Annotated in this window: 14 protein-coding genes; 6 read left to right on the forward strand and 8 right to left on the reverse strand. The window is 37.6% G+C overall.

Annotation, left to right across the window (positions count from 1 at the left end; translation table 11 throughout):
• Positions 1–652 precede the first annotated feature (652 nt).
• Both ABE954_RS07230 and ABE954_RS07235 read right to left on the reverse strand, forming a co-directional pair.
• A complete protein-coding gene (locus tag ABE954_RS07230; protein WP_042845026.1) occupies positions 653–1,015 on the reverse strand; it encodes a nitrous oxide-stimulated promoter family protein in 363 nt (120 codons plus the stop codon).
• A 296-nt stretch (positions 1,016–1,311) separates the two neighbouring features.
• On the reverse strand, positions 1,312–1,524 hold the full coding sequence (locus tag ABE954_RS07235; RefSeq protein ID WP_042845025.1) for a DUF465 domain-containing protein: 213 nt from the start codon (positions 1,522–1,524) through the stop codon (positions 1,312–1,314).
• Positions 1,525–1,789: 265 nt separating this feature from the next.
• Here ABE954_RS07235 and eco point away from each other — a divergent pair, with 265 nt between their 5' ends.
• Complete coding sequence (eco, locus tag ABE954_RS07240) at positions 1,790–2,266, forward strand: serine protease inhibitor ecotin (RefSeq protein ID WP_042845024.1); 477 nt, start codon at positions 1,790–1,792, stop codon at positions 2,264–2,266.
• Between the two features lie 44 nt (positions 2,267–2,310).
• On the opposite strand, the gene ABE954_RS07245 is transcribed toward eco, so the two are convergent.
• Positions 2,311–2,748: a universal stress protein gene (locus ABE954_RS07245; RefSeq protein WP_042845023.1), complete on the reverse strand. Its 438-nt coding sequence runs from the start codon at positions 2,746–2,748 to the stop codon at positions 2,311–2,313.
• A gap of 300 nt (positions 2,749–3,048) precedes the next feature.
• Between ABE954_RS07245 and ABE954_RS07250 the strand changes: the two genes are divergently transcribed.
• Together ABE954_RS07250 and ABE954_RS07255 are read left to right on the forward strand one after the other, a co-directional pair.
• A complete protein-coding gene (locus ABE954_RS07250) occupies positions 3,049–3,978 on the forward strand; it encodes a cation diffusion facilitator family transporter (protein WP_187550098.1) in 930 nt (309 codons plus the stop codon).
• 210 nt (positions 3,979–4,188) lie between these two features.
• Positions 4,189–5,229 (forward strand): galactose-1-epimerase, encoded by a 1,041-nt coding sequence (locus ABE954_RS07255; RefSeq protein ID WP_042845020.1) that lies wholly within the window; start codon positions 4,189–4,191, stop codon positions 5,227–5,229.
• A gap of 129 nt (positions 5,230–5,358) precedes the next feature.
• Here the strand turns inward: ABE954_RS07255 and ABE954_RS07260 are convergent, their stop codons facing one another.
• The 3 genes from ABE954_RS07260 to prpB form a co-directional block, all read right to left on the reverse strand.
• Entirely contained in the window at positions 5,359–6,813 is a 1,455-nt protein-coding gene (locus ABE954_RS07260) for a bifunctional 2-methylcitrate dehydratase/aconitate hydratase (protein ID WP_071548271.1), read from the reverse strand.
• 13 nt (positions 6,814–6,826) lie between these two features.
• Positions 6,827–7,990, reverse strand: a complete 1,164-nt coding sequence (gene prpC / locus ABE954_RS07265) for a 2-methylcitrate synthase (RefSeq protein WP_042845018.1) — start codon at positions 7,988–7,990, stop codon at positions 6,827–6,829.
• Positions 7,991–8,052: 62 nt separating this feature from the next.
• Positions 8,053–8,940 (reverse strand): methylisocitrate lyase, encoded by an 888-nt coding sequence (gene prpB / locus ABE954_RS07270; RefSeq protein WP_042845017.1) that lies wholly within the window; start codon positions 8,938–8,940, stop codon positions 8,053–8,055.
• A gap of 256 nt (positions 8,941–9,196) precedes the next feature.
• On the opposite strand from prpB, the gene prpR reads away from it, so the two are divergent.
• Together prpR and ABE954_RS07280 are read left to right on the forward strand one after the other, a co-directional pair.
• Complete coding sequence (gene prpR / locus ABE954_RS07275) at positions 9,197–10,777, forward strand: propionate catabolism operon regulatory protein PrpR (protein ID WP_105881231.1); 1,581 nt, start codon at positions 9,197–9,199, stop codon at positions 10,775–10,777.
• 608 nt (positions 10,778–11,385) lie between these two features.
• Positions 11,386–12,528 (forward strand): MFS transporter, encoded by a 1,143-nt coding sequence (locus tag ABE954_RS07280; protein WP_042845016.1) that lies wholly within the window; start codon positions 11,386–11,388, stop codon positions 12,526–12,528.
• 68 nt (positions 12,529–12,596) lie between these two features.
• Here the strand turns inward: ABE954_RS07280 and ABE954_RS07285 are convergent, their stop codons facing one another.
• The gene (locus ABE954_RS07285) at positions 12,597–13,541 is read right to left on the reverse strand and encodes an ATP-grasp fold amidoligase family protein (protein ID WP_129466203.1); all 945 of its coding nucleotides are present in this window, start codon (positions 13,539–13,541) and stop codon (positions 12,597–12,599) included.
• A 384-nt stretch (positions 13,542–13,925) separates the two neighbouring features.
• Complete coding sequence (locus ABE954_RS07290) at positions 13,926–15,023, reverse strand: acyl-CoA desaturase (RefSeq protein WP_131680647.1); 1,098 nt, start codon at positions 15,021–15,023, stop codon at positions 13,926–13,928.
• A gap of 576 nt (positions 15,024–15,599) precedes the next feature.
• Between ABE954_RS07290 and ABE954_RS07295 the strand changes: the two genes are divergently transcribed.
• Entirely contained in the window at positions 15,600–15,926 is a 327-nt protein-coding gene (locus ABE954_RS07295) for a DUF1090 family protein (protein ID WP_042845013.1), read from the forward strand.
• Positions 15,927–16,210 lie beyond the last annotated feature (284 nt).

The following is a 16,210-nucleotide window of genomic DNA, read 5'->3' on the forward strand; positions in this document are numbered from 1 at the left end:
TTTTTGTTATTTATCTGAAATATTATTCTAATTTATTAAAGTCATCTGGATGTTAATATTTTGTTGTTTTTTTACGCGTAATGTGAGTTTTTTTCAATTTAATGCTTGTTTGTCATTTTATAGGAATTAGTGTTAATTATAGGTATGTTAATAATGACTATAAAACTCGTTAAAAGTAGTATTGATAAGTTTATTTTATCAATACTAATGTTATTACATTGAGTTATTAAAAATATCAATCACTATGATTGATGTTTTTTATTAAAAGTGGGGTAAAAGGGATGAAATTGAGACATTAATCTTGTTTTTTAATCAATAGGCAAAACTGATAGGTTTGATAGGTTATATAAATATAGATTTTAATAAATAGTTTTTAAGGGTTACTATTTTTTAGATATCCATCATTACTGAAAAAAAATACATTTTATAAATTTTTGCATAGGGCATGGCCTATTAAGGAGATTTTTAGCAACAAATAGCCCACTGAAGAAATTTCAAAAATTACAGTAGGATATTGCTAAAGGGGGGATTATAGATACAAACTGATAATGGTAAGGCTCTTTAATCATTATAAGAAGATTAGTGATAATCTGCCGATGGGGGTTATATTGCTTTTTTAATGCAATGAAGTGGAATCTACTGTATTCGCTTATTATGAACTTTCTTTAGAGTTTGCTCTCTTATTAACCTTAGGTGGCAAATCAGGGACGGGTTTACGGTCATCGAGAAGGTGGCGTATCGCGAGTATTGGGTGATGAATAAGCATTTTTGGGCCAGCCCAACGCATGATTAGCTTCATTTGTTCACGCATTTTTGGTTGGTAACAATGGATAGGGCATTGTTTACAGGCGGGCTTTATTTCACCATAACGGCACTTCTCTAGTCGATTTACGGCATAAAAATAGAGTTTTTGATAATAATCGGGGGCATCATTGGTTGCTGGGTGTGCTTTTTCATAGATTTTTATCATCTTTTCAATTGTTTTAATTTCCCGATTAATACGTTTGCCAGCCATAACAAGTCCTCTATTACAGTAAACATACATTTAATATACAACTTTATTGGTGTAATGAATAGTTAACGATAAATTATTGAGTAATTTATTGATGGTGTTCAAGAAAGCGGTGGATTTTACTGAGGGCTGAAAAAGAGGGTAATAAGCTACCCTCTTAAATAAGAAAGTATTAATAACTTAATGGCGGCTTAAAATATCAGCCAAATAAAGTCATATTAACTGCTTAGCTAAAGTCTCACTTTTTTATAAAAGCGGCAGAGAAAGCTGAGCTAGTATCGTTGTGGTGAAGTGGCTGATCACCTATTCGACAACATTATTTTTTGCATTTCATCTTTAAGATGTAATTTTTCTTTTTTCAGTTTGGCTACGTGTTCATTATAACCTGCGCCTGAAGGGCCCTCGAGCTTACTGATTTCTTTGTCGAGTTGATGATGCTTTTCATAAAGAGTTTGAAAACGGGGATGTGTAGATACTAATTTTGAAACTAAATCTTGATCTGCTGATAACATACTACCTCCTCAGAATGTATTAAGCCTCAAGTTCAGTATAATCAGTGCCTAGCTGTTGTGCATTAAAATAGGGGGTAATTTACATAATTTTTATCATTTTTATGATCACTCTACTAAAATTAAGTATGATTACGTTAATACTGGGGGTGATTTATTTTTTTGTAATTAAGAATCATCCATAGTGATAATTATGGTGTAAATAACTTAACATATAGCCAAGTATGGTTTTTTTAATTGGTTTTATCTTCTGAAATAGGAATAAATAATGAAGAAAGCGATTTTATCTGTAATGGCAGCGGCACTGATTTCATCTTGTGCAGTAGCAACGGAAGAGTTGGAAAAGATCGCGCCATATCCAAAAGCAGAATCAGGTATGACACGTCATGTCATTCAACTTGCCAATCAACAAAATGAAAATGACTTTATGGTTGAATTAGTTATTGGGAAAACCATCAAAGCTGATTGTAACCGCCAATGGTTTATGGGAGATCTGGATAAAAAAACATTGGAAGGCTGGGGATATGATTACTATAAACTAGATGAAGTCAAAGGCCCTGCCTCTACTATGATGGGCTGCCCTGAACCTGCGAAAGACCGTTTTGTTTCCACACAATTAGGCGATGACGCTTTTATGCGTTATAACAGTAAGCTGCCAATCGTGGTTTATACGCCATCAGATATGCAAGTTAAATACCGAGTTTGGTCAACCGATGGTAAGCTAATGGATTCCATCAAAAAATAATTAAAAGAATGCCGCATATTGCGGCATTTTTTATCAGAAAATATTTAACGAATAACAAATACCGAAGTTTTAGCATGGCGCACAATAGCGGATGCAGTAGAGCCCAATAGATAGGTTGAAGTGCTTGGGCGATGTGAACCGACCACAATTAAATCTGCGTTAATTTCTTGCGCATAATCTAATATTTCATCTTTAGCTGAGCCGATACTGACTTTACAGTTAATTTGCTTATCGGAAACTTTGATGTCTTTTATGACTTCTTCAAGTGCGCGCATCGCCAGAATTGAACGTTCAGCGGAATCTTTATGGCTTTCAGGTAGTGCTGCGATTTCAATACCAAAAAACAACTCGACACTAGGGATTACAGACAGAAAGTGAATTTCAGGTGAGCCTAGCTGCGCTAACGCTTCTACGTGTTTGAGGATCTCTTGATTCAATTCATCTTCTAACAAATCAATAGGAACTAGGATTTTTTGATACATAGCTACCTCATTTAGTGTCATTTAAAATTAATTATAGTGGCTTACCTACAATATACTATAAGTTAAATAGAAAGTAACAAATGCTATTAAATGCGCATTTATCGTGTTTTTGCAAGTTTAATATTATTAACTTAATAAAAAGAAAGGGTAATTATTATTAGTTAAAAGCTTTATTTACAATTAATAATGGGACTTTAAACGAAGAATGTGAGAACATACAGAGAAATCATTTTTAACTTATTGATTTAAAAGGTTTATCTGAATGATAATTATTTTGTTTTTCATTAAAGAATATATTTTATGAATATAAAAAATACTTCATCTAATAAAATGAGTGAGTTTGAAACGCAACAAGCAAAATTCAAAGCGGCAAAGAAAAGCACACTAATCAGTGTGGTGGTGAATACGCTGTTGTCGATTTGGCAGATAATCATTGGTATTTTTTCACACTCTTCGGGGTTAATTGCTGATGGTATTCATACATTATCTGACTTGGTTGCAGATTTTGTTGTACTTATTGCGAATAAAAAAAGCCACAAAAAGCCGGATGAAGACCACCCTTATGGCCATTTTCGTTATGAAAATGGAGCTTCATTAATTTTAGGGATTATTTTGTTAGTGGTCGGTGTGGGAATGGTGTGGTCAGCGATTGGAAAGATGTTGAACCCAGCACTGATCCCTGAAGTTCATATGATTGCATTAGTTGCAGCTTTAGTGGCTTTAGTCGCGAAAGAGGGCTTATTTCGTTATATGTTGTATGTGGCGAAAAAAGTGAATTCTAATATGTTAGTTGCCAATGCATGGCATGCGCGTTCTGACGCTGCCTCTTCATTAGTTGTTGCAGTTGGTATTGTTGGTAGCTTATGTGGGTTGCGGATCCTTGACCCAATAGCCGCTTTGATTGTTGGGACATTCGTTTTTCGTATGGGGTTTAAATTCACCAATCAATCGATGCAAGACCTAATGGATAAAGGCGCTGATGAAGAAACATTACAAGAAATTCGCACTGTTTTAGAGGGTATTAATGAGTTATCTGGATATCATGATTTAAAAACCCGTAAATCAGGTGATTTTTTATTAGTGGATGTTCACCTAGAACTTGATGGCAATATGAGTATTACCGCAGGCCATGATATTGCAGTGAATGTGCGGAAAAAATTGATGGAAAACCCGCAAATATTAGATGTTATGACCCATCTTGACCCATATGATAAAAACCATAAGCACTAAACCACCATGAATTAATCTATTTTTATATAAGGCCGAGCTTTTAATAGCTCGGCTTTTTTGTTGCTAATATGAATTAGAAACTTAACAATAAGTTATTGCACTTTATGAGTTACAAATGGAAAATCAGCAGGTTGTTTCCAAACAATATGCATTAATGATGACACCCGCCTAGCGAACTATACGGGTTAATACTGAATAATTGAGGGAAAAATGCAGTTTACTCAAGAACAATGTCAGATGCTCCGAACGCCAAAAGTTATCGCTCTAACCAATAAAAATGGGATGAAAATTATCTTAACGAGCCTCGGTGCCAGTTGGGTTAGCTGTATAGTGCCTTTAGCGACAGGGAAAAGGGATGTCATCTTGGGAGCCCCCAATATGGCAAAGCATATGGAGCAAGGTGTATACCTCGGTGCCACAGTTGGGCGAGTCGCTAACCGGATTTGTGCATCACAGTTCACTATTAATGGGCAACATTATCGAGTATCGAATAATCAAGGTAATCACTGCTTGCATGGTGGAAAAGATAATTTTAGTTATCGTATATGGGGAATTCTTCAACCTAGTCCACAGAAAGCGGTTTTTGTGTTGACCTCTCCTGAGGGAGATCAAGGCTTTCCTGGTCGTCTCTATATTGAAGTGAGTTATGAATTAACCGAAACAAATCAAGTCATTATCGACTATAAATATCAATCAACAGATTATGGCCCTGTTAACCTCACTAACCATGCTTATTTTAATTTAGCAGGGGAAGACTCGCTAAGAACAGCACTCGAACATGATTTACAAGTGCATGCCGATGCCTATTTGCCAATCACTCATGATGGTATCCCTACGGGGGAGTGGCGTGATGTAACAGAAACCAGCTTTGACTTTCGTCAGGGTAAGCGTATTGGGTTTCATTTTTTACAAGATGAAGAACAACAGCACGTCGGAGGGTATGACCACGCATTAGTGTTAAATAAAACCCTTACGGATGGAGTGCAAACTGTCGCAACACTTGGGTCACCTAATGGGGATGTGAAATTAAATATTGCGACCACTATGCCAGCACTTCAGCTTTATAGTGGCAATCATTTAGTTGCAGTATCAGGAAAAAGCCAGACCTATACAACCTATTCAGGTGTGGTACTTGCTACACAGTTTCCTCCAGATGCGGTAAATCATCCAGAATGGGGGGAGCAATATGATTCACTTGTTCAACCTAACAAAATTTATACCAGCCAAACCTGTTACCAATTTTTATTTTGATACTTATACGTAATAGCCTAATTTTACGGTATTTAATAGATAAAAAAACACCCCAAAAGCCAGACTAATGGCGTCCAACTTTTGAGGTGCTGTTCACATTAGAGGACGGAAACAGTTACAAAAACAATATTAAATAACAAATAAATCCATATATTCATTCACCGGCATTTTTTCCAATAGTGGTTTATCAAGGGATGCTTTAAGAATACGTAGTTGCTGGGCTTCAGGGAATTGTCTTGCCAAGTTTATTCTAAATTTCTGTAATAATAATGGCATTCCCTCTTTACGACGACGTTTGTGGCCGACAGGATATTCGATTACGACCTCTTCTAGCACTTGGCCATCTTTTAAGGTGATGGTTACCCCATTACTGATCGAACGTTTTTCTGGGTCGTGATAATCCTGCGTGAAATTAGGGTCCTCATAACAGTGCATTTTTGCCCGTAGTTCATCAATACGACTATCATTTGCAATATTGTCTTCGTAGTCAGCAGCGGTGAGGCGACCAAAAATTAATGGGACTGCCACCATATATTGAATACAATGATCGCGATCAGCAGGGTTATGCAATGGGCCTTTTTTATCGATAATACGGATGCATGCTTCATGTGTACGGATAGCGATAGACTCAATGTCTTGCGCCGTTTTGCCTAATTTCAATAGCGTTTGGTAGAGCTGTAAAGCCGCTTCAACTGCTGTTTGTGAGTGAAATTCTGCTGGGAAGGAAATTTTAAATAAAACATTTTCCATAACATATGAACCATAAGGACGTTGAAAAGTCAGTGGTTTCCCATCAAACAAAACATCATAGAAGCCCCATGTTTTAGCAGTCAAAGCGGTTGGGTAGCCCATTTCACCTTTTTGAGCCATTAACGCAAGCCTAACTGCTCGTGATGTGGCATCACCGGCTGCCCATGACTTACGCGAGCCCGTATTGGGCGCATGTCGATAAGTCCGTAAGCTATGACCATCAATCCACGCTTGAGAAACTGCATTTAGGATCTGTTCTCTTTCTAACCCTAACATGTGAGCAACAACGGCGGTTGATGCTACTTTAACTAAAATAACATGGTCGAGCCCCACTTTGTTAAAGGCGTTTTCTAGCGCAATACAACCTTGAATTTCATGGGCTTTAATCATTGCGGTTAAAACATCTCTAATCACTAATGGCGGTTTTCCTTTGCTGATGTTCTCTCTCGATAACCAATCTGCTGTTGCTAAAATCCCCCCTAGGTTATCAGAAGGGTGCCCCCATTCAGCGGCAAGCCAAGTATCGTTAAAATCTAACCAGCGACACATTGTACCGAGATTAAATGCGCCTTGAACAGGATCTAATTGAAACTGTGTACCAGGAATTTTTGTGCCATTAGGTACGATTGTTCCGGGGACGATAGGGCCCAGCAATTTTTTGCAAGCGGGGTATTCGAGCGACTCCATGCCACAACCTAATGTATCTAACAGGCAATGATAGGCCGTATCGTAAGCTAAATCAGAGACAATGGGGTAATTCACTACATAATCAACAATGTCGCTGATCACTTTATCAAATTCAATTTTCTGCGAATTAACGGTTTGAGTTGTCATTATTTTACCTTTATTAGCGCTGTTCTATCGGAGTAAATAGTTGATTTTCAGGGCCAATGTAGTTGGCTGAAGGGCGAATAATTTTATTGTCTTGTCGTTGTTCAAGAATATGAGCAGACCAGCCCGCAGTACGTGCCATGACAAACAATGGGGTAAACATGGCGGTTGGGATGCCCATCAAGTGATACACCACTGCGGAAAACCAATCTAAATTAGGAAACATATTTTTTTCGCGTTTCATCACGGATTCAATGCGGTCAGCAACCGTGTATAAATGACGATTTAAGTTTTGTTCAGATAACTGTAAAGCTACCGATTTAATAATGGGATGGCGTGGGTCGGCGAGGGTATAAACAGGATGACCGAAACCAATAATCACCTCGTTATTTTTTACACGAGACATAATGTCTTGTTCAGCTTCATCCATCGATGCATAACGTTGCTGAATTTCTAATGAAACTTCATTTGCTCCACCGTGTTTAGGACCTCGAAGTGCAGCAATAGCACCGGTCATTGCGGAATAAAAGTCTGTCCCTGTACCTGCAATAACTCTGGCTGCAAAAGTGGATGCATTGAATTCATGCTCTGCGTATAAAATAGAGGCAATATGCATGTATTTTTCCCACTGTGCAGGGGGCTTTTTACCGTGTAATAAATGTAAAAAATGTGCGCCAATAGAGTCATCATCGGTTTGGGTCTCTATGCGGCGTCCATGATGACTAAAATGATACCAATACAGTAACATTGAGCCTAACGACGCCAGTAAGCGGTCAGCGATATCTCTAGCAGCAGAAAAGGAATGGGATTCTTTTTCTGGAAGGACACAGCCCATCATTGAAACCCCTGTACGCATGACATCCATTGGGTGTGCATTAGCTGGAATGGACTCTAGCGTTTTTTTTACATCGGCAGGTAACCCACGAAAAGATTTTAGTTTTTCTTTATAAGCGACTAGTTCGGTTGCGGTAGGAAGCCTATCGTGGATCAGCAAATAAGCGACCTCTTCAAATTCACACTGAGTTGCTAAGTCATGAATATCAAATCCACGGTAATGTAGGTCATTGCCATTACGGCCTACAGTACAAAGAGCGGTATTTCCAGCCGCGATACCGGAAAGCGCAACAGATTTTTTAGGTTTAAATTGAGATGCTTCAGGGCGATTAAGTTGTTCATTCATCATTTATTCCTTGTAGGGGATAGAGGAGGTGCAACTTGTGTTAAATATGATGGCCTAACGAATTAAGGTTTTTTCTGAGCAAACAAAGCATCAAGTTTTTGTTCATAATCGTAGTAATGAATGCTTTGATAAAGTTCTTCCCGTGTTTGCATAAGAGGAATAACACTTTTTTGGGTGCCTTCTTTACGTAGTGTGGAATAAACCTGTTCTGCTGCTTTATTCATCGCGCGAAATGCAGAAAGCGGGTAAAGCGCAATTGCGATGCCGACACTGCGCAGCTCATCAAGGGTAAACAGCGGGGTTTGGCCAAATTCAGTTAAATTAGCCAACACTGGGGCGGATGTATTACTCGTAAAGCGCTGGTACATGGATAGTTCAGTAATGGCTTCTGGAAATAGCATATCAGCACCTGCTTCTATATAGGCGTGTGCTCGCTCAAGCGCGGCATCTATTCCTTCAACAGCTAAGGCGTCTGTTCGTGCCATAATCACAAAGCTATCATCTGTACGTGCATCAACTGCCGCTTTAATACGGTCAACCATTTCTTGTGTCGAGACAATTTCTTTATTAGGGCGATGACCACAGCGCTTTGCACCAACTTGATCTTCAATGTGCAAGCCTGCGGCTCCTGCTTTACAGAACGATTTTACTGTACGAGCCACATTAAAAGCGGAAGGGCCAAAGCCAATATCTGCATCAACCAGTAGCGGTAAATCACACACATCTGTGATGCGACGAATATCAATCAGTACATCATCTAATGTTGAAATACCTAAATCAGGCATGCCTAATGACCCAGCAGCGACCCCTCCACCAGATAAATAGATAGCTTTATAACCTGCTTGTTTAGCGAGTAAGGCGTGGTTGGCATTAATTGTTCCCACTAATTGCAATGGAGATTCTTGCGTGACTGCATCACGAAATTTTTGTCCAGCAGAAATCGATGACATAGTAGCCTCATTAATTGTTAATGATATGTAATAAATTTATTGTAGTGGTAGTCATATAGCAATTGGTATGCCAGTTTGAAAAATAAAAAATATTTTTTATAAAATTATTAGAAATCAATTGATTAAGAATTTATTTAAATTGTGACATTAAGAGCAGATTTTAAATAATAGGCTATTTTGTTTCATTGAAACATTATATTGTTAAATGAAACATAAAATGAAACATAAAATGAAACATGAGAAAGGTATCGTTTTTATGGATAAACCGATTATTTGGACCGTCTCAGTATCGAGATTATTCACGCTTTTTCGGGATATTAGCCCTGAGTTTAGCGAACAAGCTGACATTACCCCATTAAACCTTGGCTTTGAGCAGGCGGCAGAAGCCGTACGTGAGCGTTTAAAAGAAGGGCATTGTGATGCCATTATTAGCGCAGGTTCGAATGGGGCTTATTTGAAAAGTCATGTTTCAGTTCCGGTTATTATTGTCAAAATCAGCGGCTTTGATGTGATGCAATCATTAGCAAAGGCCAGAGAAATAAGCGATAAAGTAGGAATTATCAATTATAAAAATATCATTCCTTCATTGGATGAGTTTCAATCCCGCTTCGGTTTGCATATTGAGCAACGAAGTTATGTGACAGCGGAAGATGCGAGATCGCAGCTTAAAGCTCTAAAAGCGATGGGAATATCAGTCGTGGTTGGTGCGGGTTTGATTATGGACCTTGCCGATGAAATGGGCATGACAGGGATTTTTGTTTACTCGACGCAAACGATACGACAAGCATTTTCTGATGCGATTGAACTGAGCAGATTATCACAGCAAAATAGTCGTTCCCAAGATAAGTATTTGCCCGTTAACCCTACAAAAGTTCGCTATACTATCAATGACTTGATTGGCTCTTCATCCCCCATGGAACATGTGCGGCAAACGATTATGCTGTATGCCCGTTCAGATGCGACTGTACTTATTCAAGGGGACAGTGGAACAGGGAAGGAAATGGTTGCACAAGCAATCCATCATGAGTTTACCTTATTTAATCAACATAAGCGCAGTAAAAAACATATGCCATTTGTGGCTGTAAACTGTGGCGCAATTCCGGAAACATTGCTAGAGGCTGAACTCTTCGGTTATGAAGAAGGGGCATTTACAGGGTCTCGACGCGGTGGTCGTGCTGGGTTATTTGAGATCGCGAATGGTGGAACGCTGTTTTTAGATGAAATAGGTGAGATGCCAATTGCATTACAAACTCGGTTACTTAGGGTTCTGGAAGAGCGTTCTGTGGTACGGGTGGGGGGGTATAAACCTCTACAGGTGGATGTGAGAGTTATTTGTGCGACACATTGTGATTTAGATAGCTGGGTAAAAGAAGGGCGTTTTCGAGCTGATCTTTTTTACCGACTTGGGGTGCTAAGAATGCGAGTGCCTGCTCTCAATGAGCGCGGAGACGATATTTTGGTGCTAGCTGAAAGGTTATTAAAGCTAGCATTTGCAGGTTTGATGCTGCCATTACCTTCATTTCGGGTCCAGCAATTGTTGGATAGCCGTGATTTTTTTGTCAATTATGCGTGGCCTGGTAACGTACGTGAATTGAGAAATTTAATGGAGCGTGTGGCATTGTATTGCAGCGCTTATCCAGAAAAAGCAATTACAAAAACGATGTTAATGAGTTTGTCACCAGAAAGGCATATCGATGACGGCACTGAAATAGTAACGGAAAATAAACTTGATGAGTCATTAGAGCAAGTGATGGCTCGGTTTAATGGGGACCGCAAAGCCGTAGCTCAGTATTTAGGGATTAGTAGAACAACACTTTGGCGTCGTCTTTCAACTTAAGTCGGTCAGTTATCATTGGCATTGATTAAACACTCCGTAATTATTTTATGAGCTATAAGTTAAGTATTGGCTATTTTGGAAACGAATCATCTAATGCCTACGCTTATATAAAAAGAAAAAGTGATGGGGTTATTGAATATAAAATAGTTGGGGGTGATTGGTTTTATATAGTCAATATTGTAATGAATAAATTAATAAATGAATTATTTTGTGGGATAGCACTTTTCGCTACTTGGAATATTACTTAAGTTGTATCAAAAAGTAACAGAAACTATTTAAGCTTGGTTTTGCTTAAGTTATTGTTTTTAATGTGATAATTTATTTTTTGTGCCAGTGTTTTATCTAAGTTATCCCTCGTAAAAAACGTGATTTTTCTCACATAAATTATTTTGCTAGTCACCATTAGATTTTCTCATTTTAACTTAGCGATTGAACGATCTATATTGCGCTCAAATTAGTCTTACCTTTGTTATTTTACTACTGCACTAATCGCCGAATTGTGTTCCTTTTTTAAGAACACAACGTTGTCGTATTCTACGATGTAGTTGCAGCGCATATTATTTACTTTGTTAGTTGGAGAGTGGGGCGTGAATCAGTCCACTACTATCATGCGCAAACGCGACAATGCATTCGTTCCTGTTGCAGGGTTAACGATTTTTGCTATTGCATCGGGTTATTTAATGAGCTTAATTCCTCTGTCGATGGGGAGTTTTGGCATTGACACACAATATGCCGGGTGGTTAGCCAGCGCTTATTATATTGGCTTATTAATTGGTTCAATGCTGATTGAACCTGTTATTGCAAAAATAGGCCATCGCTTAGCATTTATTGGTTTTCTGTTAATGTTAGCGGCAACGGTGATTGTACTACCTTGGGTTCCTACCATTGAAGCTTGGCTGCCGAACCGCTTAATCGCAGGGGTTGCTGTCGCCGGTATTTTTGTCGTTGTTGAATCTTGGTTATTGATTGGTGATAACCCTAAAGAACGAGCAAAACGCCTAAGTTTTTATATGACTTCATTATATGGCGGGACAACACTAGGTCAATTGGCGATTGGCGTTATTGGTACGCATGGTGCATACCCTTTTATGGTGGTTTTAGGGTTATTATTATTAGCTGTTATGCCGCCATTATTTGTGCGTGGAGGCCAGCCTGAAAGTGGCTCACACCAAAAATTATCATTAAAGAAAATATCTCGTTTAAGTAAACCCGCAATTATTGGTTGCATGGTTTCGGGTATGACGATGGGCACTATCTATGGGTTAATGCCACTATCATTGAAAAAAGATCAATTTACCACTGACCAAGTGGGTGTTTTGATGGCTTCAATTATTTTAGGTGGGATGTTAATTCAGCCAGTCGTCAGCAAGTTATCTGTTATGATGAGTAAAACATTATTATTGGCGATGGTTTCTTTGTTAGGTGTTTTCGCGATGGGGGTGATTTATATCTCTAGCGATTATTTAGTCATGATTGTGGCTCTAGCATTATTAGGGATGTCAACATTTGCGCTATATCCTGTTGCAATTACCTTAGCTTGTGACAACCTTGATTCGTCCTATATTGTTGCAGCAACTCAGGTTATGCTATTTAGTTATAGTATTGGCTCAGCAATGGGGCCGATAGCAGCTGGGACTTTTTTAAACCAGCAGAATGGGCTAGTGGATTTCTTCTTCCTTGTATTGTTGGTAACGGCAATTTATATGTTAATTGCTAGCTTACGCCGTAAAGCGAGTGTTTTGGCGAATTAAATTTACTCAGTTTGCCAACAACAAAAAGGCTCTGTTACTTAGTACAGAGCCTTTTGTTTTATTTAGTATTATTTTTTCTTGTTAGCGGCAGGGGTGGCGAGTTTAGCCCCTACAGGAACATCATTTTTTGCTGGTGTGATCCGCTGCTCCCACAATTCCCCCAGTTTAAAGTCCCATGAAAGAGGCGATATTTCTGTTCTGCCTGCATTTGGTGCAAAGGTCAACTCACTAAAATAAAGTGTATTTTCATCTGACATTAAAAAGTCGGCTCGACAGTAGTCAAAAGGAGTGACTAGGATTTCCGCTAGACGTAACATTTCTTTAAACAATGGTGGTTCAGGAACAGGGTCCAACATATTCGGGTAGCCAAAGGTAACGGGCTGCAACTGCCAATTAACATCATAGATGTTAATAAATTCATTACCAAGCTCATCAGTATAATCAATTTCAGCATAAACAGGTTTACCAGAGAAACAGTGAACACGGCATGTTTCAGGCACGAGTTTTTTGTTTTTATTGGCAAATAAATCAATATATTCCTCGCAGATAATGCGTGCTGGAATATTTTTATAATGACGTTCACGAGTAATGTAATAAAGGTTTTTGGTTAAATGAAATGCCAATTTATCCTTTGCTTTAGGCCAATTAAATTCAGCTTTATTATTACATATAACGCTACTGCCGCTATCATGACTACATTTTAAAACAAAACATTCCGGTAGGTCATCAATAATGATTTCATTGGCATTTTTATAGGTCGCTAAAATAGGGACTAAATATTCATTACCTATTGTACGGGAAACATAATCACGTACGGCTAGTTTATTTGCAAACTGAGTGTAAAGTGGGTTTTTGTCACGTAGCATCCTAAAATTCACCTTCTCATTAAAGCTTTTCGGGGCTTTAAAATCAGGACGATAATTAAGATTTTTAGTAAATTTATTAGCCAGATACGTTTTATCACTGACAACAAATGTGCGTAATTGTTTTATAAAATACTCTGCTTTTTTCATGCGAGTTTTAACCATTCTAAAAATTGTAGTGTGTAGTTTTAAATATAATTTTTCTTCGATTATATTTTTTATAACTTAAATAAATCATCAATAAACGTAATGTCCGACTTAATAATTTCTTAATAAATTAATGCTAAATAAATGATAAATAAAAGGTGTTGGTTGTAATGAAGGATAATGGGTTGCTTATTTTTATATCAATAATTAAATCAATTGTTTTAATTGATTGTTATTAACAATGTTTTTTTAGTAATAAAATAGCAAAAGTCTAACGTGTTACTCTTAAGTAATTATTTTAATGGTGACATATCCTAAATTAATTTATTTAGGATATGCCTGGCATTGCGAAAGTAAGGGGGGAATAAGACAACATTGTTTAGGGAATTATGATAAGGGAGGCTCCCCCATTTGTCGTAAGAAACGTAACTGCGCAGCAACAAGCTGTTTGTAATTAATGCAACGATACGGCATGTTATGTTGTTGTGCGAGCGTTGCCAAAATCTTGGCGAGAGCAGGGTAATGACGGTGGTGCCAATTAGGGAAAAGGTGGTGAGTGAGGTGGTAATTTAACCCACCGGTTAAGCGCCACAAATAATGAGGTGAAGGGACCCAATCACAAGCCGTCACAAAATTATGATGGTACCAACCATGTTTTATTTGTTTGTCATCAGGAGCGGTAAAAAATTGTGCTTCTGCCCAATGAGTACCGAGGAGCAAGTAAATGACAAAAATAGAGGCGACCATTTGGCTTAATAAATAAGTAATAAATATTGTGGTATAACTGATCCCATGGCTATGAGCAAAGAATAACGGCAACCCTATCATTAAGATTAAATGGCCTAATTTGCTAGCAAGAAAGAGGCTCCATCCTAACTTACCCTCTAAAACTTTTTGAGTTTTTAAGCGTGTTTTCCCAGTTCTATCTGACCAATCAAATACTAATGCAATCCATGTCAATGAGAGTGAGGCAACAAAAGGCCAATAAATATGTTGATATTTCATAAAGGGACGCCATTTCTGGAATGGCGTTTGGCGAAAAACCCCATTTTCTTCAGTATCTAGATCATAGTGTTCAATATTGGCGTAATGATGGTGATAATGAACGTGCCGTGTACGCCAAAATTCAGGCTCTAGCCCTAGAGGTAAGGTTACGAAGCGCCCAAATACACGATTTTTCCAGCGTGTTTTAAACAGGGTATTGTGGCAAGCGTCATGTTGGCCTATTACATTTAATAACATAATAAGTAGAACGAATATAAAGTAAGCGGATACGTAAACCAAAGTGGACGAGGTAAACAGTGTTGGCAGGTAACTCAATAGAGCAATAGCAAACAAGGTCACTATAGCTATTAGGTCAGCTTTCCCTGCATACACATGATCTTGTTTTGCGTGCAGGTACGCTTGGCTCGCCTGTTTTAATGCGTTATGAAAACGTTGCTCGTCAGCATTTGCAAATATTAATTCGAATTCAGAAGGGTGCATTACTACTCTCTGTGGGGGTAATTTTCTTTAGAATCTATACTATAGCGTTACTCCGTAAATAGCCGCAAAATAAAAATGAAAAGCAGTGATGGTTTCGACCTATTCTTAATCAAGAAAAAGTATTCGTTATATCCTGTTTTTTATTAAATTCGCTGGCTATTAGCCAATAGTGCTCAATTGATGAGAAGTTTAAGAAGCCAGTTTAATCAGGGCAGGAAACGACTATATAACGATAATAGTTGAATTAAACTAATCGATTTGATTGGGTGGATAATGCTTAACCAGAGAAAATTGATAAGGTTAAGGAACAAATTTTTAGCTACATCCTTGTAGAATAGTCCGTTGAACATAAAGTAACAAAGAAAAGTATGTCTGTCTGTAATAAAGCATCAGAAAGAATGTTTTTAGCTTCATTCAGTATTTATGATAAATAATCTTTATCATCATTATGGTGTTTTAGTATTTTGTTTGTAATATTATACTGAATTAAGTTAAATTAGGAGTTTGCCTATGTTGAATAATGTACAAAAATGATTATATTTTAGCGATTAAAATTTTTGTATGTAGGAGTCTTGAATGAAAAAAGTATTGTTAATATTTTTATCAATATTATTTATCCCATTATCTTCTTCGGCAGGATATAAATACTATGGTTGTGAAAATAAAATTTACCAATTAGAAAAGCAATTAAAATATGCCAAAATGCATGGGAATAGAAATAGAGTTGCTGGGTTAGAACGTGCGATTACTAAGGTACAAAATAATTGTTATGACCATTATTCGGGTGCGACAGGCCCTACGAGGTTGAATAATCAGTATCACTTTGATGATACTGAGAAATTAGAGCGAGAAATAGATATTCTTCGCGAAGAAATTAACCGATTAAAAGCCTTGAACAACTAATCTAAATAGCGGTTATTAATTTGCAAAGTAGATAACCCATCTTTGGAATATTTACTTTGCATTTTTTTATCGAAAATTTTTTACGCCTAAGTGGGCGAGGAAAATTACTTTTCAGCCCTGTATTTAACCCTTTTATACCTTTCTTTCTCTGCATATAAGTTAATTATAAACTATAAACCAAATAGATAACTTATTTTCTTCCTAAGGGAAATTTTGAGTTTTTATTTTAACAAATAGATAAGCCCTGTACAGATAATCTCTTAGATACTATACTCCCCCTATGT

Source organism: Providencia sp. TYF-12 (assembly GCF_041344805.1).
GTDB lineage: Bacteria > Pseudomonadota > Gammaproteobacteria > Enterobacterales > Enterobacteriaceae > Providencia > Providencia huashanensis.